Genomic DNA, 18050 nt, shown 5'->3' on the forward strand with positions numbered 1-18050 from the left:
CACCCCCCAGGTCATCCGTTCGACAGGGGGCAACAGTCATGCCGGGCCCGGAGGCCAGCGGCCCTCTTGCAGGACCGCGGAAAACATAACGGGGGGGAACGCCGGTGCGGCGCCCCATCGGGCGGTCGCGGAACGCGCCGTTGACGTCCCCCTCCCGCCTTTACTCGCGGTAAACAAGTCCCCCCCAGGGGATTGACGGCCTTGCTGACGCGCAGTCTTATAAGACCAGTGAGTGACCGCGGGTAACACCACGCGATCCCCGACGCGATCCCGTACGACGAGGTGGGACAGCCATGACGACCCTGACGGAAGCCGAGGCGCTCGAAGGTCTGCGCGACGCGCTCGGCCTGCTCAAGGACCGCGAGCAGGTGGCCGAGCGGCTGCTCGACTCTTCCGCCAAGCACTCCTTCGACCCGGACAAGGAACTGGACTGGGACGCCCCCTTCGAGGAGGGCAAGTGGTTCTGGCCGCCGGAGCTGGTGTCGCTGTACGACACCCCGCTGTGGAAGCGGATGAGCGAGGAGCAGCGCATCCTGCTGTCCCAGCACGAGGCCGCGGCGCTCGCCTCGCTCGGCATCTGGTTCGAGCTGATCCTGATGCAGCTGCTGGTGCGGCACGTCTACGACAAGGCGGCGACGAGCGCGCACGTGCGGTACGCGCTGACCGAGATCGAGGACGAGTGCCGGCACTCGAAGATGTTCGCCCGCGTGATCACGCGCGGCGGGACGCCGTGGTACCCCGTCAGCCGCGTCCACCAGAACCTGGGGCGGCTGTTCAAGACCATCTCCACCACGCCCGGCTCCTTCACCGCCACGCTGCTCGGCGAGGAGATCCTGGACTGGATGCAGCGGCTGACCTTCCCCGACGAGCGGGTGCAGCCGCTGATCCGGGGCGTCACGCGGATCCACGTGGTGGAGGAGGCGCGGCACGTGCGGTACGCGCGTGAGGAGCTGCGCCGCCAGATGGTGACGGCCCCGAAGTGGTCGCGGGAGTTCACCCGCGTCACCTCCGGCGAGTTCGCCCGCGTCTTCTCGGTCGCCTTCATCAACCCCGAGGTGTACACGAACGTGGGACTCGACAAGCGGGAGGCCATGGCCCAGGTGAAGGCCAGCGCCCACCGCCGGGAGGTCATGCAGACCGGCGCGAAGCGGCTGACGGACTTCCTGGACGACATAGGCGTCCTGCGGGGCGTGGGGCGGCGGCTGTGGCGGTCCTCGGGACTGCTCGCGTAGGGGGCCGCCCCGGGGCACCGGTTACCCTGCGGGTCATGACCCCGCAGGCCCCCACCCCCGCCTACCGCAGGCTCAGTGTCGAGGAGCGCCGCAGTCAGCTCCTCGACGCCGCGCTCTCCCTCTTCGCCCACCGGCCGCCGGAGGAGGTCTCGCTGGACGACGTGGCGGAGCGGGCCGGGGTCTCGCGCCCCCTGGTGTACCGGTACTTCCCCGGCGGCAAGCAGCAGCTGTACGAGGCCGCCCTGCGCTCGGCCGCCGACGAGCTGCGGCTGTGCTTCGACGAGCCCCGCGAGGGGCCGCTGCTGGCCCGGCTCTCCCACGCCCTGGACCGCTACCTGGCCTTCGTCGGCCAGCACGACGCCGGTTTCAGCGCCCTGCTGCGCGGCGGCAGCGTCGCCGAGACCTCGCGGACGTCGGCGATCGTGGACGGCGTGCGCCGGGCCGCCGCCGAGCACATCCTGAGCCACCTGGGAGTCGCCGGCCCCGGCCCCCGGCTGCGGATGACGGTCCGCATGTGGATCACGGCAGTGGAGGCGGCCTCGCTGATCTGGCTGGACGAGGGCAAACAGCCGCCCGCCGAGGAGCTGCGGGACTGGCTGGTGGAGCAGTTCGCGGCGGTGCTGTCGGTCACCGCGCGGCGCGACCCGCAGACGGACGCGCTGGTGCAGGCCCTCGCGGCGGAGACCTGACCGTCCGGACGCCTGACCGCCCGGGGCCGGGCATCCGGGCGCCGGGCGCCCGACCGTCCGGGGCCGGGCATCCGACCACCCAAGCATCGGACGCCTGACCGCCCGGTGCCGGGCAGCCGACCACCCGGGCGCCGGGCAGTCGGCCGTCCGGTGCCGGGGAATGTCCGACACTGGTGCCGTGAAGAGCGAAGACACCCCCTTCGAGGGCGGGCCCATGGACGGGCGGGTGCTGCCCGTGCTGGTGGGGATGACCGGCCATCCGCCGAAGACCTACCGCATCCCCGTGCCGGACCCGGACGGCGGGCCGCCCACGGTGCTCGTCTACCGGCGGGTGCCGCGGGAGGAGGGCCGGCTCGGGTTCGCCCGCTGGAAGTACCGGTACGACCCCGAGGGGAAGCGGGGCTCCCGGCACCGGTGGCCCTGGTCGAAGCCGGACGCCACGCCGGGCGGCAAGCCGGAGGACACCGACGGGTGACCCCGTTGCGCCGAACCGCGCACACTCGGCGCGCGGGCGGCGCGTGACCGCCTGATGCTCGCGGTGCGGAGCGGACAGCCCGCTGCGCACCGGAGGTGATGAGGTGTCAGGAAAGCTTCTGCGTCTGGCCTGTACGGCGGCGGTGGCGGCCGGGATCGTCCTCGCACCCCCCGCGCCCGTGCCCGCCGCGGCCGATCCCCGGCCCGCGGAGCGGCCCGTCGCCGAGCTGCTGTCGGACCTTCAGCGACTGTACCGGGAGGCCGAGAAGGCCACCGAGGCTTACAACGCGACCGAGGAGAAGCTGAGGAGGCAGCGCGCCCGGGCCGAGCGGCTCGACGCCGAGCTGGTCCGGACCCGGCTGTCCCTGCGCGAGCGCCGCGAGGCGGCGGGGCTGCTGGCCCGCCGCCAGTACCAGAGCCGCAGCGACATCTCCCCCTACGTACGGCTGCTGCTCGCCCGCGACCCGCAGCACGCGCTCGACCAAGGGCAGGTGATCGGACAGCTCGCGCGGGAGCGGGCCGAGGCCGTGGCGCGGCTGACCGGCAGCGAGCGCAGGGCCGGTGACCTGGCCCGCCGGGCCCGCAAGGCCCTCGACGGCCGGCTGGCCCTCGCCGAGCAGCAGAAGAAGGAGCGGGACACGGTCCGCGCGCGGCTGCGGGAGGTCGAGAAGCTGCTCGCCTCGCTCAGCGCCCGGCAGCTGGCCGCGCTCGCCGAACTGGAGAGGAAGGGGATCGCGCGGGCGCAGGAGCAGTTCCTGGCGTCCGGGGCGCTCGGTGACGACGCCAAGCCGTCCGCGGCGGGGGAGAGCGCGGTGCGCTTCGCGGTGGAGCAGCTCGGCAAGCCGTACGCGTGGGGAGCGGAGGGACCGGGCGCCTACGACTGCTCGGGGCTGACGTCCGAGGCGTGGCGGCGGGCCGGGGCGGCGATCCCGCGGACCAGCCAGGAGCAGTGGGCTCGGCTGGAGCGGATCGGGCTCGGCGAGCTGCGCCCCGGCGACCTGGTCGTCTACTTCCCCGAGGCCACCCATGTGGCGCTGTACCTGGGCGACGGGATGGTGGTGCAGGCGCCGCGGCCCGGTGCCCGGGTCAAGGTGTCGCCGATCGCGGCCAACCCGGTCCTGGGCGCGGTCCGGCCCGACCCCGGCGGGGAGCCCGTGCGGCGGTACACGCCGCCGAGGCTCCCCGCCGGGGCGGCCCGGGGGTCCGACGAGGGGTACTCCTCCCCTCACGCGCCCGCGGCGCCGGAGACCTCCATCAGGTAGGACTCGGTCTTCCGCGGGTCGTAGAAGAAGTTCTCGAAGTCGGCCGGGTCGTTGAAACCGTTGGCGAAACGATCCGCTACCGGCTGGAGCCGGCCGGCGGCGCCGATCAGGTTCAGGACGTGCTCCGGCGGCGGGGCGAGCATGGTGTTCGTCCACTTGGTGACGTGCCGGGCCGTCTCCCAGTAGCGGTCGAAGGTCTGCTGCATCCACTCCTCGTCGAACGGCTTGTCGCCGTGGTCCAGGATGGAGGCGAGGTAGGAGGCGGCGCACTTGGACGCCGAGTTGGAGCCCTGGCCGGTGATCGGGTCGTTGGCCACGACCACGTCGGCGACGCCGAGGACCAGGCCGCCGCCGGGGAGGCGGCCGACCGGCTTGCGGACGGTGGGGGCGTAGCGGCCGGCGAGGGTGCCGCCGGCGTCGGTCAGTTCGACCTTGGTGGCCCGCGCGTACTCCCAGGGGACGTACCGCTCCATGAGCTCCAGGGTCAGGGAGAGGTGCTCCGCCGGGTCCTTGACGTCCTTGAAGACGTCGAGCGGGCCGCCGGGCACGCCCTCCCAGAACAGGATGTCGGCGCGGCCGGAGAGGGTGTGGGTCGGCATGATGAACAGCTCGCCGACGCCGGGGACGAGGTTGCAGCGGACCGCGTCGAAGTCCGGGTGCTCCGGGCGCGGGGCCAGGCCGTGGACGTACGCCACCGCGAGGGCGCGCTGCGGCTCGCTGTAGGGGGAGCGCTCGGGGTCGCGGGCGAACATCCGCACCAGCTCGCCCTTGCCGGCCGAGACCAGGACGAGGTCGTAGGCGCGGGAGAAGTAGTCCAGGTCGCCGACGGCGGCGCCGTGGATGACCAGCTGGCCGCCGCGCTGGGCGAAGGTCTCCATCCAGCCGGCCATCTTCACCCGCTGGTCCACCGACTGCGCGAACCCGTCGAGCCGGCCCACCCAGTCGATCGCGCGGGCCGCGGGGCCCTCGGCCCAGGAGCCGGGGGCGGCGACCGAGACGCCCAGTCCCTCGATCTTCGGGGCCTGGGGCTCCCAGAAGTTCAGCTTCAGGTCGCGCTCGTGCTGGAGGGCGGTGTGGAACATGCACTGCGTCGACATGACCCGGCCCGCGCGGATCTCGTCCGCGGTCCGGTTGGACATCAGGGTGACCTCGTAGCCGTGCGACTGGAGGCCGAGGGCGAGCTGGAGACCGGACTGGCCGGCTCCGACGACGAGTATCTTCCGCATGCGGGGTTGTCTCCTAGGGGGACGGGACGGGGGACGGCCACGGGCCGGTCCGGGAGCGTGGGGGAGGTCCCGGAGGGCGGGGAGGTCCCGGGGCTACTCGGGGGTCTGGTCGAGCGCGTGGCCGACGAGGGCCAGGAGGGTCTCGATCACCGAGATGCGGCGCCGCGCGTCCATGATCAGCACGGGTATGTGCCGCGGGATCGTCAGCGCCTCCCGTACGTCCTCCGGCTCGAACAGCTCGCTGCCGTCGAAGTGGTTCACCGCCACGATGTACGGCAGGCCGCAGCTCTCGAAGTAGTCCAGGGCCGGAAAGCAGTCCTTCAGGCGGCGGGTGTCGGCCATGACGACGGCGCCGATCGCGCCGCGCACCAGGTCGTCCCACATGAACCAGAACCGCTGCTGGCCCGGCGTGCCGAACAGGTACAGCACCAGGTCGTCGTCGAGCGTGATGCGGCCGAAGTCCATGGCCACCGTGGTGGTCAGCTTGTCCGGCGTGGCGGTGAGGTCGTCGTGGTCCTCGCTCGCCTCGGTCATCAGCGCCTCGGTCTGCAGAGGCGTGATCTCCGAGACGGAGGTGACCAGCGTGGTCTTGCCGACGCCGAAGCCGCCCGCCACCACGATCTTCGTGGCGACCGGAGCGCGCGTGCGGTCCGTCTGCCAGGGCTGCGACGGCTCGTCGTCCTCGACGAGCGGGGAGACGCCGAAGGAGGCGGCATCAGAGACGGCGGAGTCCACCCAGCACCCTTTCCAGCAGCGCACGGTTGGGGCGGCCCGTCCCGTGGCCGGTCCCGGTTCCGTACACACGGATCTTTCCCTGGTCCGCGAGATCGCTGAGGAGGACGCGGACCACGCCGAGCGGCATCTTCAGCAGCGCGGCGATCTCGGCCACCGTACGCATACGGCGGCACAGTTCGACGATGGCCCGCATCTCCGGCATCACGCGGGTGGAGAGCGAACCGTTCGTCAGTTCCTTGCGCTCGTCGGCGGCTTCGAGGGCGGCGGTCGTCCCCACGAACGTCTCGACGAGCAGGACGTGGCCGAAGCGGGTCCGGCCGCCGGTGAGCGAGTAGGGGCGGACGCGGGCGGGCTTGCGGTCCGCGCCGCGCACCGGGAGCTGCCGCTTCTTCTGCACACTGCTCATCGGACGGCCTCCGTCGGCTCGGACTCCAGGGACTTGCGGAGCTCGCTGCGGAGTTCGGGCGTCAGGACGTGGCCGGCGCGGCCGACGAACAGCGCCATGTGGTAGGCGACGACGCTCATGTCGCAGTCCGCGGAGCCGTGGACGCCGAGCAGCGAGCCGTCGCTGATCGACATGACGAACAGGCTGCCCTCGTCCATGGCGACCATCGTGTGCTTGACCCCGCCGTAGTCCATCAGGCGGGCGGCGCCGACGGTCAGGCTGCCGATGCCGGAGACGACGGTGGCGAGGTCCGCGGCGGAGCCGCGCGGTCCGGTGCGCCGCTCCCCCTGTGCCTGGCGGGCCGCGTTCTGCCGCCCTGGGTCGGAGGAGAGCAGCAGCAGGCCGTCGGAGGAGACCACCGCGACCGAGAGGATGCCGGGCACCTCCTCGACGAGATTGGTCAGCAGCCAGTGGAGATTGCGGGCTTCACTGCTCAGTCCGAAGGTACTGGGCGCGGTCAACTGGTTGCCTCCTCGACGGTGCCCCCCGTGGCTTCTTCGGATGTGGCCGGCCGAGCTGTTCCGGTGGTCGGGACCCGGGTCTGTGTGGTCTGTTCGGCGATCTCCGCCTCCACGTCGCGCCGGCCGGCCTCCGCTCCCCGGTGGAAGCCGCCCAGTCGGCGGCGCAGGGCCTCGGCGTCGACGGACCCCGTGCGCGGGCGCGGGGCCGAGGAGGGGGTGGTGATCTTCGGGGTCCGCTTGGGCAGGCCCTTGGCGGTGACGGGCTCGTCCGGTTCGTTCGGCTCGCCCGGCTCGCTCGGCTCGTCCGGTTCGCGCGGACCGCTCGGCTCGCGCGGATCGCCCGGTTCGCGCGGACCGCTCGGCTCGCGCGGATCGCCCGGACCGCTCGGCTCGTTCGCGTTGTCTGTGTTGTCTGCGTTGTCTGCGTCGTTCGGGCCGTCGGGAACGCGGTCGTGCGCCGGTTCCGCCTCGGACGCGTGGCCGGTGGCCGCGGGGCGCGGCGCCTGCGGGGCGCGGGCGGGCGCCGGGATCAGGAGCTCCATGGTGGTCTCGGAGAGAGTCTCCAGATCCTCGGCCGCCGGCTGCCGCCCGGCGCTCCCCGAGGGGGAGGCCGTGGGCTCCGGTTCCTGGGTGGCGGCCTCCGGTTCCGGTACGGCGGTCTCCCGCTCCGCCGCCGTACCGGCCGCCCCCTCGGTCGCCTGCTCGGCGGCCTCTTCCGCGGCCTCCGAGCGCCGTACCGCCTGCTCCGCCAGCGACACCAGCGGGTCGCCGTCCTCCGAGCGCCCGTGCAGGACGTTGGAGTTGGCCTCGGCGGCGGCGCCCGGCAGGGTGACCGTCTGGGTGGTGTCGACACCGGTCCGCTCCGGCACCGGCGGCTTCGGGGAGGCCGGCTCGTCGGCCAGCAGCGCCGTCGGCAGGACGACGACCGCGGCGACACCGCCCTGCTTCTGCTCCCGCAGCTGCACCCGGGCGCCGTGCCGGTGGGCCAGACGGGCCACGACGTACAGGCCGAGCCCGAGCCCGTCCTCGCCGTCCTGATCGTAGGGGGCCTCCGGGTCGAAGTCGGCCAGGCGCGCGTTGAGGCGCTCCAGCCGCTCGGCGGTCATGCCGATGCCCTCGTCCTGGACGGAGAGCATGACCTCGCCGCTCTCCAGCAGCCAGCCGGAGACCTCGACGGGCACGTCGGGCGGGGAGAACGAGGTGGCGTTCTCCATGAGCTCGGCCAGCAGGTGGGACAGGTCGTCGGCGGCGAACCCGGCGACGTGCGCGTGCGGCGGCAGGGCGGCGATGCGGACGCGCTCGTAGCGCTCGATCTCGCTGACCGCGGCGCGGACGACGTCGACCAGCGGCACCGGGTGGGCGGTGTGCTGGATGTGCTCGGTGCCGGCGAGGACGAGCAGGTTCTCGTTGTGCCGGCGCATGACCGTGGCGAAGTGGTCGAGCTTGAACAGGGTGGACAGGCGCTCCGGGTCCTGCTCGCGCTCCTCCAGGCCCTCGATCACGGCGAGCTGCCGCTCCACCAGGCCCAGGGTGCGCAGGGCGAGGCTGACGAAGGTGGAGCCGATGCTCTTGCGCAGGGTCTCCAGCCGCGCGGCGGACTCGGCGAGCTCGGCGCGCAGCTCCTCGCGGGCGTCGGCCATCTTCTGCCGCTGGCCGACCAGGTGCTTGCGGTCGGCCTCCAGCGTGGTGACGCGCTCGGCCAGGGCGGCGGCGTGCGCGTGCAGGGCGTTGACGGAGCGGACGACCTGGGCGAACTCGTCGTTGCGGCCGGTGAAGGCGACGGGCTCCTGGGCGGCGGGGTTCTCGGCCTCGGCGAGCCGGGCCGAGCCGCGGCGCAGCACCGCCAGCGGCCGGGTGAGCGAGCGGGCCATGCCGGTGGCGACGCCGACGGCGAGCAGCATCAGGGCGCCGAGGACGGCGATGCGGATCTCCAGCGCGGTGACGTCGTCGTCGCGCAGCCGCTCCAGGTCCTTGGTGCGGCGGTCGTACAGGGCGGACTCGGCGCCGCGCATCGCGTCGATGCGGGCGGACAGCGCCGCGTCCAGCCGCTTGACGCTGGTGCCGAGGTCGTCGTCGGAGAGGGCGGGCGCGTCGGTGAGGGCGTCCAGGTACTTCTCGGCGGAGTTGACCTCGGGCCCGGTGACCGTGGAGTCGAAGCTCTCCCGGGCCGGCTTGGGCGCGGCCTCGCGGAAGGCGGCGAGGGCGGCGTCGGAGCGCACCCGGGCCTGCTGCGCGGCGGCGGCCAGGGCGTCGCGCTGCTCGCTGTCGGCGCCGGAGGACGCGCTGGTGGTCGCGGGCAGCCCCGTCGTCGGGTCGATGACGGTCTGGGTGCTGTGCGGCACACCGAGGGCGGCCAGGAGCAGACCGCGGGTGGCGGCGGCCTGCTGGACGGCGGAGTCCAGCTCGGCCAGGGCGTGGGCTCCGGCGCCCGCCCGGGGCGGCATCCGCTCCGCCAGCCGCTCGGCGAGCCGGTGCAGGTCGGCGATGACGGCGGAGTACGCCTCGTGCGCCTGGAGCGCGGTGCTCTTGCCGGTGAGCGCGGACCGGCGCAGGGCGGCGATGCCGTCGAGGTCCTCGCGCAGGGAGGCGGGCGTGTCGGGGTCGGCGCGCAACTCCTCCACCTGCCGGTCCACGCGGGCGCTGTGCTGCTCCGAGGGCGCCTTGGAGCGGGGGCGGCCGGCGGCGACGTACGGGGTGACCTCGTCGCGCTCGTCGGCGAGGGAGTGGGCGAGCGCGAGGGCGTCCTCGGTCCGCTCGGCCAGGGTCACCAGGTCCTGGGTGTCGCTCAGTTGCCCCGAGGCGGCGACGACCGACGGCACGCCGGCGCCGGCGATGGCGGCGGCCACCACCGCGACGGCGACGATGAGGCGGTTGCGCACATGCGTCGGGCGGCCCTTGCCGACGGGAGCGCTCGGGGAGCCGGGGCCGTGGCTGCCGGAGGTCTGCTCCGCGCCCTGCGCGGGGGCCGTCTGCTTGCCTGTGCGACGAGGCCGCGTCTTCTGCACCGGTGCTCGCATTCCTGAACTCGTGTACCCGTGGACCCGGGTGGCGCTCCGTCAACCGACCGGCCGGCGCGTACACCCTCCCCCAAGCTCTCGGCAGGAGCGGGGCGCCCCTCCAACCGGTCCCCGACCCTCCCAGTGCCGGTGGGCGCTGCACGCGCATCGCCTGTCCCGCCACCCGAAGGAGTGAACATCGGAGGCGAGTTGGGGAGCAAGTTTCCCCGGCGTATGCGACGGCCTTGCACGGTGCGCCGGTTGGACGTCCACGGCAGGCGGTGGCAATATTCGCCGCCACGTCTTGTCGAAGTACCGCGTTCCCCTCCAAATCCGGCACCTGACCTGCGCTTCCACGCCGTTCACGCAACCGTTGCGGGCCTTTCGCGGACAGCGTGAAGACCTCGTGCAGACTGGTCCGGTGCGTACGGAACTCATCACGCGGCCGGGCGACCCCGAACGGCCCAACGAGGACTTCGCCAGTGTCGGACTACCGGCGTGCGGACAGGGCGGTTCGCTCGTCGTGCTGGACGGGGTGACGCCGCCCCGGGGCGACACCGGCTGTTCGCACACGGTCCCCTGGTTCACCGCGCGCCTCGGCGGGGCCCTGACCGAACTGACCGTTTCACTCCCGGATGTTCCTCTCTCCGACGCCCTGTCCCACGCGATCGCGCGTACCGCGCGGGCACACGCCGCAACCTGTGACCTTTCTCACCCCCGGACTCCGCAGGCGACGGTCGTCCTGGCGCGCTGGTCGGCGCGGACGGTGGAGTACCTGGTGCTGTCCGACTCGGTCCTGCTGGCCGAGTCCCCCGACGGCACGGTCACCCCGCTCCTCGACGACCGGCTGGCCCGCCTGCCCCGCGCCGCCCTGGCCACGGACGCACTGATCGACGCCACCCTGCGCAACAAGGAGGGCGGTTTCTTCACGGCCGCCGCCGATCCGTCGGTCGCGGCACGCGCGGTGACGGGGGTCCTGCCGCGCGGGGAGGTGAGCGCCCTGGCCGCGCTGACCGACGGGGCGGCCCGCTGGGTGGTGACGTTCCGGGAGGGCGACTGGACGGACTGCTTCCGGCTCGTGCGCAAGGCGGGGGCGCAGGCCCTGGTGGACCGGGTGCGGGAGTTGGAGCGCGCCGACACGGAGCGGGTCTTCCTCGGCCGGAGCAAGACCCACGACGACGCGACGGTGGTGTACGTGGAGCCGTAGCCGCCCGCGGCGGGGAGGCGGACCGCCCGAGGCGCGGAGGCGGACCGGCCGAGGCACGGAGGCGGGCCGGCCGGGGATCGGCCGAGACACAGAGGCGGACCGGCCGGGGACCGGCCGGGGACCGGTCGGGGACCGGCCGGGGACCGGTCGGGGACCGGTCGGGGACCGGTCGGGGACCGGTCGGGGCTACTTCTCCATGCCCCGGTTCAGCCGGTGCAGCAGCCGGGCCAGTTCCCCGACCTCGCGCGGCTCCCAGTCGGCGAGCCGGCCGGCGTACCGGGCGCGGCGCGCCCGCCGTACCCGGGAGACCCGGTCGTGGCCCTCCGGGGTGAGGGCGACCAGCCAGGCGCGGCCGTCGGCGGGGTCGGGCTCGCGGGCGACCAGGCCCAGCTCCTCCAGGGCGCGCAGCTGGCGGGACATCGTGGCCTTGCCGACGCCGATGTAGCCGGCGAGCTCCGTGGCCCGCTGCCGGCCGCACTCGTCCAGCCGTACGAGGATGCCGTACGCGGACGACTCCAGGTCCGGGTGGACCTGGCGCGCCATCTCGCCCTGGTTGGCCCGGGCGCGCCGCAGCAGCACCGTCAGCTCGCGCTCCAGCTCCAGGAACTCGGGCTGGTTCACACCACTGCCGGACTCTCCCCCGGAGGCGGTACCCCCGGATTCACCTCTGTGTCCGCCGTCGTTTCCGTCTTCCCGCACGTCGGTCCCTGCCTCGGTTGTGCCGTTCCTGAAAGTTTTCGCCGGACGCCGCCTGCACCGCAGCTCCGCAAGTATTTCGCAGGCGTAGACCAACGGCGGCTCCCGGCCCTCTTCCCCCCGGGTCGTCTACGTGCGTAGCTTCTTCACCAGGCAACGAATGGCATGCCCACGCCACCGGGTGACGGACGGGCCGACGACGTCCCGCCCTTCCCCGCCCGCGGCCCCGGCATGCCCGCACTCCCCCACCGAGCACCACCGAGCCTTCGGAGGCACGTCCATGCCCGTGCACAGATCCGGAACGGCCCGCACCCGGCGGCTGACCGCCGTCGGCATCCTGCTCGCCGCCTTCTCGCTGTTCCTCACCGCGCCCGCCCAGTCCGCGCCGGACGCCGACATCCCGCCCCGCGGCTCCGCCCACATGGGCATGGGCGTCCTGGCCCACGACGGGCAGCACGGCACGCCCGTCCCCGGCGACGCCACCCAGACCGAGGGCGTCGACGTCTCCAGCCACCAGGGCAACGTCGCCTGGTCGAGCCTGTGGAGCAGCGGCGTGAAGTGGGCCTACGTCAAGGCCACCGAGGGGACGTACTACACCAACCCCTACTTCGCCCAGCAGTACAACGGCTCGTACAACGTCGGCATGATCCGCGGCGCGTACCACTTCGCCACCCCGGACACCACCAGCGGCGCCACCCAGGCCAACTACTTCGTCGACCACGGCGGCGGCTGGTCCCGCGACGGCAAGACGCTGCCGGGCGCGCTGGACATCGAGTGGAACCCCTACGGGGCCGCCTGCTACGGCAAGACGCAGAGCCAGATGGTCTCCTGGATCCGCGACTTCCTGACCACCTACAAGGCGCGCACCGGCCGCGACGCCGTGATCTACACGGCCACCAGCTGGTGGACCCAGTGCACCGGCAACTACGGCGGCTTCGCCACCACCAACCCGCTGTGGATCGCCCGCTACGCCTCCACGGTGGGGACGCTGCCGGCGGGCTGGAGCTACTACACCATGTGGCAGTACACGTCCTCCGGCCCGATCGTCGGGGACCACAACCGGTTCAACGGGGCGCTGGACCGGGTGGTCGCGCTCGCCAACGGCTGACCGGCCGTCCCGCACGCACGGAGCCGTCCCGCGCGCGGAGCCGTCCTCCACGGACGAAGCCGTCCCGCGCGCACGGCGAAGGCCCGGGCCTCCCTCTCCGGGACCCGGGCCTTCTCCCGTCCCACGGCGTCCGTCACGCCGCCACGGAAACCTCCGGCTCCTGTCACGCCGCCACGGGAACCTCCGGCTCCGATCACGCCGCCACGGGAACCTCCGGCTCCGCGCCGCTCGTCGCCGGCGTCAGCGCCAGCTCCAGCACCTGGCGGACGTCGGTCACGGCGTGGACGTCGAGCGTGTCCAGCACCTCGGCCGGGACGTCGTCCAGGTCCGGCTCGTTGCGCTTGGGGATGATCACGGTCGTGATGCCCGCCCGGTGCGCCGCGAGCAGCTTCTGCTTCACCCCGCCGATCGGCAGCACCCGGCCGGTCAGCGAGACCTCGCCGGTCATCGCCACGTCCGTGCGGACCAGGCGGCCGGAGAGGAGGGAGGCCAGGGCCGTGGTCATGGTGATGCCGGCGCTCGGGCCGTCCTTGGGGACCGCGCCCGCCGGGAAGTGGATGTGCACGCCCCGGTCCTTCAGGTCGCCCACCGGCAGCTCCAGCTCGGCGCCGTGGGAGCGCAGGAAGCTCAGGGCGATCTGCGCGGACTCCTTCATCACGTCGCCCAGCTGGCCGGTCAGGGTCAGGCCCGCCGCGCCCGTCTCGGGGTCGGCGAGGGACGCCTCGACGTACAGCACGTCGCCGCCCGCGCCGGTGACCGCCAGCCCCGTCGCCACGCCGGGGACGGAGGTTCGCCGCTCGGCCGGGTCCTGCGCGGACTCGGGGACGTGGTGCGGCCGGCCGACCAGGTCGCGCAGCTCGGCGTCGGTGACGGTGAACGGCAGCTCACGGTCGCCCAGTTCGTGCTGGGCCGCGACCTTGCGCAGCAGCCGGGCGATGTACCGCTCCAGGTTGCGCACGCCGGCCTCGCGGGTGTACTCGCCGGCCAGCTTGCGCAGGGCGCTCTCGTCGACGGTCACCTCGTCCTCGTCCAGCCCGGCCCGCTCCAGCTGGCGCGGGAGCAGGTGGTCGCGGGCGATGACGACCTTCTCGTCCTCGGTGTAGCCGTCCAGGCGGACGATGTCCATGCGGTCGGCGAGCGCCTCCGGGATGGCCTCCAGGACGTTGGCGGTGGCCAGGAAGACCACGTCCGACAGGTCCAGCTCGACCTCCAGGTAGTGGTCCCGGAAGGTGTGGTTCTGCGCCGGGTCCAGGACCTCCAGCAGGGCCGCGGCCGGGTCGCCGCGGAAGTCGGAGCCCACCTTGTCGATCTCGTCGAGGAGGACCACCGGGTTCATCGACCCGGCCTCCTTGACCGCCCGCACGATCCGGCCGGGCAGGGCGCCGACGTAGGTCCGGCGGTGGCCGCGGATCTCGGCCTCGTCGCGGACGCCGCCGAGGGCGACCCGGACGAACTTCCGCCCCATGGCGTGGGCCACCGATTCGCCGAGGGAGGTCTTGCCGACGCCGGGCGGGCCGACGAGCGCCAGCACGGCGCCGCCGCGCCGCCCGCCGACGACGCCGAGTCCCCGCTCCGCGCGCCGCTTGCGCACCGCCAGGTACTCGGTGATCCGCTCCTTGACGTCCTCCAGCCCGGCGTGCTCGGCGTCGAGGATCTCCTTGGCGCCCTGGATGTCGTACGCGTCCTCGGTGCGCTCGTTCCACGGCATCTCCAGGACCGTGTCGAGCCAGGTGCGGATCCACGAGCCCTCGGGGGACTGGTCGGAGGCCCGCTCCAGCTTGTCGACCTCCTTCAGCGCGGCCTCGCGGACCTTCCCGGGCAGGTCTGCGGCCTCGACGCGGGCGCGGTAGTCGTCGGACTCCTCACCCTCCTTCTCGCCGTTGAGCTCGCGCAGCTCCTTGCGGACGGCCTCGAGCTGACGGCGCAGCAGGAACTCGCGCTGCTGCTTGTCGACGCCCTCCTGGACATCCTTGGCGATGGTCTCGGCGACGTCCTGCTCGGCGAGGTGGTCGCGCAGCTGCTGGGTGGCGAGCCTCAGGCGGGCGACCGGGTCGGCGGTCTCCAGCAGCTCGACCTTCTGCTCGGTGGACAGGAACGGCGAGTAGCCGGAGTTGTCGGCGAGCGCGGAGACGTCGTCGATGGCCTGGACGCGGTCGACGACCTGCCAGGCGCCGCGCTTCTTCAGCCACGCGGTGGCCAGGGCCTTGTACTCCTTGACCAGTTCGGTGACGTGGCCGGGCAGCGGGTCCGGCACGCTCTCGTCGATCCGGGTGCCCTCGACCCACAGCGCCGCGCCCGGGCCGGTGGTGCCGGCGCCGATCTTCACGCGGCCCCGGCCCCGGATGAGGGCGCCCGGGTCGCCGTCGGCGAGCCGGCCGACCTGCTCGACCGTGCCCAGCACGCCGGTGGCGGCGTACGTGCCGTCGACGCGCGGCACCAGGAGGACCCTGGGCTTTCCGGGGTCCGACGTGGCGGCGGCCTGCGCGGCCTCCACCGCGGCGCGCACCTCGGCGTCGCTCAGGTCGAGCGGGACCACCATCCCGGGCAGCACCACCTCGTCGTCCAGCGGCAGCACGGGCAGGGTGAGCGGTGCGGACGCTGCGGAGTCAACAGCCATGATCTCCCCTTCGGCAGTCAAGTTGAGTTATGCCGACTCAATGCTCATGAGCGGGTGATTGTTCCCCCAGCCTTGTTCGCTCTGGGCGATCAGCCGCCGACACCGTGCCCACCTGCGCGATTCCTCCGACAAGCCGTCACCGAAGTGCCAGGATGGCGGGATGTCCATGGCGTACGACCTTCCCGAAGTACCCGACCTCCCCGAAGTGCTGGACCGCCGCGAGGGCCCCTACGGCGAGGTGGTGCTGCGCCGGCACGGCGGGCTGCTGCAGATCATCGCGAACGGCTGCTTCCTGATGGACACCTCCGACGGCCGTTCGGAGCGCCGCCTCGTCGACGCGGCGCTCGCCGCGCTGGACGCCTCCGGCGGGCGCCCGGCGCCGCACGTGCTGATCGGCGGCCTCGGCGTCGGCTTCTCGCTCGCACACGCGGCCGCGAACCCCCGCTGGGGCCGGATCACGGTCGTCGAACGCGAGCGGGCCGTCATCGACTGGCACCGCCACGGCCCCCTGGCGGAGCTGACCCGCGAGGCCCTGGCCGACCCGCGGACCGAGGTCGTGGCGGCCGACCTGACCGATTTCGTCAATGAGACTTGCGCCACATTCGACGCCCTGTGTCTCGACATCGACAACGGGCCCGGCTGGACGGTCACCGAGGGCAACGACGCGCTGTACGCAGAGTCCGGACTGGCAAGCTGCGCAAGGGTGTTGAGGCCCGGCGGGGTACTCGCGGTGTGGTCGGCGCAGCCCTCTCCGGAATTCGAAGAAACCTTGCGTAATGCCGGGTTCCAGCAGGTGCATACCGAAGAGATCCCCGTTGCCCGAGGCGTGCCGGACGTCGTCCACCTCGGCGTCCGGCCTGGATAGCAAAGGCCCCGCGAATCCCCGTACGCTGCTGCCCTGACGTCGATCATTCAAGCGTCAATCGCAGTCATGCGCAGACGAGGGATCACCCCACTGATTCCGGTAAGCACACCTCAGGGGCGGGCGATGGAGCAGACACACACCTCCCACAACGGCACGACGGCGGCTACCCCGGGCGCACAGCGCCGGGTGCTGGTGGTCGAGGACGACCAGACGATCGTGGACGCCATCGCGACCCGCCTGCGCGCCGAGGGATTCCTGGTGCAAACGGCGGGCGACGGACCGGCCGCCGTGGACACCGCCGAGGCGTGGCAGCCCGACCTGCTGATCCTCGACATCATGCTGCCGGGCTTCGACGGCCTGGAGGTCTGCCGGCGCGTGCAGGCCCAGCGCCCGGTGCCGGTGCTGATGCTCACCGCCCGCGACGACGAGACGGACATGCTGGTCGGGCTCGGCGTCGGCGCCGACGACTACATGACCAAGCCGTTCTCCATGCGGGAGCTGGCCGCGCGCGTGCACGTGCTGCTGCGCCGGGTGGAGCGGGCGGCGCTGGCCGCCGCGACCCCGCGCAGCGGCATCCTCCGCCTGGGCGAACTGGAGATCGACCACGCGCAGCGCCGGGTGCGGGTCAGGTCCGAGGACGTGCACCTGACGCCGACCGAGTTCGACCTGCTGGTCTGCCTGGCGAACACGCCGCGCGCGGTGCTCTCCCGCGAGCAGCTGCTGGCGGAGGTGTGGGACTGGGCGGACGCCTCCGGCACCCGCACCGTCGACAGCCACATCAAGGCGCTGCGCCGGAAGATCGGCGCCGAGCGCATCCGCACCGTGCACGGCGTGGGCTACGCCCTGGAGACCCCGACGCCATGAGCGAGGGGCGTCAGGCCGCACGGAGGAGCCCCGGGGACCCCTGGGGCGGCGTACGCCCGTTCTCGATCAAGACCAAGCTGGGTGCGCTGGTCGTCATCTCGGTGCTCATCACCACCGGCCTGATGCTGGTGGCGATGCGCACCGAGACCGAGCTGCGTTTCATCACGGTCTTCTCGATGATCGCCACCCTGCTGATCACGCAGTTCGTGGCGCACTCGCTCACCGCGCCGCTGGACGAGATGAACGCGGTGGCGCGGTCCATCTCGCACGGCGACTACAGCCGCCGGGTGCGGGAGAACCGCCGTGACGAGCTGGGCGACCTGGCCGTCACCATCAACCGCATGGCCGACGAGCTGGAGGCCCAGGACCGCCAGCGCAAGGAGCTGGTGGCCAACGTCTCGCACGAGCTGCGCACGCCCATCGCGGGCCTGCGCGCGGTGCTGGAGAACATCGTCGACGGGGTCACGGAGGCCGACCCCGAGACCATGCGGACGGCCCTCGGGCAGACGGAGCGGCTCGGCCGGCTGGTGGAGACGCTGCTGGACCTCTCCCGCCTCGACAACGGCGTCGTCCCGCTCAAGAGGCGGCGTTTCGAGGTGTGGCCGTACCTGTCCGGGGTGCTGAAGGAGGCCAACATGGTCGCCTCCGTGCGGGCGGGCATCGCGTCGGGCTCCGGCGGGCACACCCGCACGGACGTGCACCTGCACCTCGACGTCTCCCCGCCCGAACTGACCGCGCACGCGGACCCCGAGCGCATCCACCAGGTCGTCGCCAACCTCATCGACAACGCGGTCAAGCACAGCCCGCCGCACGGCCGGGTGACGGTCAAGGCGCGGCGCGGGCCGGGGCCGGAGTCGCTGGAGCTGGAGGTCCTGGACGAGGGTCCGGGCATTCCGCGGTCGGAGTGGCACCGGGTCTTCGAGCGGTTCAACCGCGGTGCCGTCTCCCGGCCGCACGGTCCCGGCAGCGACGGCGGCACGGGGCTGGGCCTGGCGATCGCGCGCTGGGCGGTGGATCTGCACGGCGGCCGGATCGGCGTGGCCGAATCCGAGCGGGGTTGCCGGATTCTTGTCACCCTTCCGGGCCCCTCGTCTATGCCAAGTTGACGTAAAGTTCGAAGCGGAGCCTCAAGATCCGTAAGCGTCCCCGCTGGTCGTCGGCGGCAGGACCCTC

General features: G+C 73.1%; 16 protein-coding genes. 9 read left to right on the plus strand and 7 right to left on the minus strand.

The genetic code is table 11. The annotated features are described in order from the left end of the window. Positions 1-293 precede the first annotated feature (293 nt). The 4 genes from ABZ340_RS24305 (at position 294) to ABZ340_RS24320 (ending at position 3657) form a co-directional block, all read left to right on the plus strand. Positions 294-1232, plus strand: coding sequence for a diiron oxygenase (locus ABZ340_RS24305; RefSeq protein ID WP_358783925.1), 939 nt, complete (start codon positions 294-296; stop codon positions 1230-1232). 35 nt (positions 1233-1267) lie between these two features. After that, a complete protein-coding gene (locus ABZ340_RS24310) occupies positions 1268-1921 on the plus strand; it encodes a helix-turn-helix domain-containing protein (RefSeq protein WP_358783926.1) in 654 nt (217 codons plus the stop codon). Between the two features lie 178 nt (positions 1922-2099). After that, positions 2100-2396 (plus strand): hypothetical protein, encoded by a 297-nt coding sequence (locus ABZ340_RS24315; protein ID WP_358783927.1) that lies wholly within the window; start codon positions 2100-2102, stop codon positions 2394-2396. Between the two features lie 103 nt (positions 2397-2499). Further along, the gene (locus ABZ340_RS24320) at positions 2500-3657 is read left to right on the plus strand and encodes an NlpC/P60 family protein (RefSeq protein WP_358783928.1); all 1158 of its coding nucleotides are present in this window, start codon (positions 2500-2502) and stop codon (positions 3655-3657) included. Here the strand turns inward: ABZ340_RS24320 and ABZ340_RS24325 are convergent. From ABZ340_RS24325 to ABZ340_RS24345, 5 genes are all read right to left on the minus strand, one after another. Beyond that, positions 3621-4883, minus strand: a complete 1263-nt coding sequence (locus tag ABZ340_RS24325) for a styrene monooxygenase/indole monooxygenase family protein (protein ID WP_358783929.1) — start codon at positions 4881-4883, stop codon at positions 3621-3623. The genes ABZ340_RS24320 and ABZ340_RS24325 overlap by 37 nt on opposite strands. Positions 4884-4976: 93 nt before the next feature. Next, entirely contained in the window at positions 4977-5618 is a 642-nt protein-coding gene (locus ABZ340_RS24330) for an ATP/GTP-binding protein (protein ID WP_358783930.1), read from the minus strand. Beyond that, positions 5599-6024 carry a DUF742 domain-containing protein gene (locus ABZ340_RS24335; protein WP_358783931.1) on the minus strand — a complete coding sequence of 142 codons (426 nt, stop codon included), beginning with the start codon at positions 6022-6024 and terminating at the stop codon, positions 5599-5601. The genes ABZ340_RS24330 and ABZ340_RS24335 overlap by 20 nt, the downstream gene beginning before the upstream one ends. Further along, complete coding sequence (locus ABZ340_RS24340) at positions 6021-6524, minus strand: roadblock/LC7 domain-containing protein (RefSeq protein ID WP_358783932.1); 504 nt, start codon at positions 6522-6524, stop codon at positions 6021-6023. Before ABZ340_RS24340 ends, ABZ340_RS24335 begins: the two co-directional genes overlap by 4 nt. Then, positions 6521-9529 carry a nitrate- and nitrite sensing domain-containing protein gene (locus ABZ340_RS24345; RefSeq protein WP_358783933.1) on the minus strand — a complete coding sequence of 1003 codons (3009 nt, stop codon included), beginning with the start codon at positions 9527-9529 and terminating at the stop codon, positions 6521-6523. The genes ABZ340_RS24340 and ABZ340_RS24345 overlap by 4 nt, the downstream gene beginning before the upstream one ends. Positions 9530-9941: 412 nt before the next feature. Here ABZ340_RS24345 and ABZ340_RS24350 point away from each other — a divergent pair, with 412 nt between their 5' ends. Next, positions 9942-10727: a protein phosphatase 2C domain-containing protein gene (locus ABZ340_RS24350; protein ID WP_358783934.1), complete on the plus strand. Its 786-nt coding sequence runs from the start codon at positions 9942-9944 to the stop codon at positions 10725-10727. A 186-nt stretch (positions 10728-10913) separates the two neighbouring features. Here ABZ340_RS24350 and ABZ340_RS24355 read toward each other — a convergent pair whose 3' ends face one another. Then, positions 10914-11348 carry a MarR family transcriptional regulator gene (locus ABZ340_RS24355; protein WP_358783935.1) on the minus strand — a complete coding sequence of 145 codons (435 nt, stop codon included), beginning with the start codon at positions 11346-11348 and terminating at the stop codon, positions 10914-10916. Between the two features lie 355 nt (positions 11349-11703). Here ABZ340_RS24355 and ABZ340_RS24360 point away from each other — a divergent pair, with 355 nt between their 5' ends. Then, a complete protein-coding gene (locus ABZ340_RS24360) occupies positions 11704-12531 on the plus strand; it encodes a lysozyme (RefSeq protein WP_358783936.1) in 828 nt (275 codons plus the stop codon). 193 nt (positions 12532-12724) lie between these two features. Here ABZ340_RS24360 and lon read toward each other — a convergent pair whose 3' ends face one another. Further along, a complete protein-coding gene (gene lon / locus ABZ340_RS24365) occupies positions 12725-15148 on the minus strand; it encodes an endopeptidase La (protein WP_358783937.1) in 2424 nt (807 codons plus the stop codon). Between the two features lie 160 nt (positions 15149-15308). Here lon and ABZ340_RS24370 point away from each other — a divergent pair, with 160 nt between their 5' ends. The 3 genes from ABZ340_RS24370 (at position 15309) to ABZ340_RS24380 (ending at position 17983) form a co-directional block, all read left to right on the plus strand. Further along, entirely contained in the window at positions 15309-16013 is a 705-nt protein-coding gene (locus ABZ340_RS24370) for a spermidine synthase (RefSeq protein WP_358783938.1), read from the plus strand. A 123-nt stretch (positions 16014-16136) separates the two neighbouring features. After that, positions 16137-16877 carry a response regulator transcription factor gene (locus ABZ340_RS24375; protein WP_358783939.1) on the plus strand — a complete coding sequence of 247 codons (741 nt, stop codon included), beginning with the start codon at positions 16137-16139 and terminating at the stop codon, positions 16875-16877. Next, positions 16874-17983 (plus strand): ATP-binding protein, encoded by a 1110-nt coding sequence (locus tag ABZ340_RS24380; protein WP_358783940.1) that lies wholly within the window; start codon positions 16874-16876, stop codon positions 17981-17983. Before ABZ340_RS24375 ends, ABZ340_RS24380 begins: the two co-directional genes overlap by 4 nt. Positions 17984-18050 lie beyond the last annotated feature (67 nt).

The organism is Streptomyces sp. NPDC006134 (assembly GCF_040628835.1).
In the GTDB taxonomy this organism is placed as follows: domain Bacteria; phylum Actinomycetota; class Actinomycetes; order Streptomycetales; family Streptomycetaceae; genus Streptomyces.

Bases quoted from the DNA above. Each gene is read 5' to 3' on its own strand.
- ABZ340_RS24370 (WP_358783938.1), top strand. From the start codon at position 15,309: ATGTCCATGGCGTACGACCTTCCCGAAGTACCCGACCTCCCCGAAGTG.
- ABZ340_RS24335 (WP_358783931.1), bottom strand. From the start codon at position 6,024: ATGAGCAGTGTGCAGAAGAAGCGGCAGCTCCCGGTGCGCGGCGCGGAC.
- ABZ340_RS24380 (WP_358783940.1), top strand. From the start codon at position 16,874: ATGAGCGAGGGGCGTCAGGCCGCACGGAGGAGCCCCGGGGACCCCTGG.
- ABZ340_RS24325 (WP_358783929.1), bottom strand. From the start codon at position 4,883: ATGCGGAAGATACTCGTCGTCGGAGCCGGCCAGTCCGGTCTCCAGCTC.
- lon (WP_358783937.1), bottom strand. From the start codon at position 15,148: ATGGCTGTTGACTCCGCAGCGTCCGCACCGCTCACCCTGCCCGTGCTG.
- ABZ340_RS24310 (WP_358783926.1), top strand. From the start codon at position 1,268: ATGACCCCGCAGGCCCCCACCCCCGCCTACCGCAGGCTCAGTGTCGAG.
- ABZ340_RS24305 (WP_358783925.1), top strand. From the start codon at position 294: ATGACGACCCTGACGGAAGCCGAGGCGCTCGAAGGTCTGCGCGACGCG.
- ABZ340_RS24360 (WP_358783936.1), top strand. From the start codon at position 11,704: ATGCCCGTGCACAGATCCGGAACGGCCCGCACCCGGCGGCTGACCGCC.
- ABZ340_RS24375 (WP_358783939.1), top strand. From the start codon at position 16,137: ATGGAGCAGACACACACCTCCCACAACGGCACGACGGCGGCTACCCCG.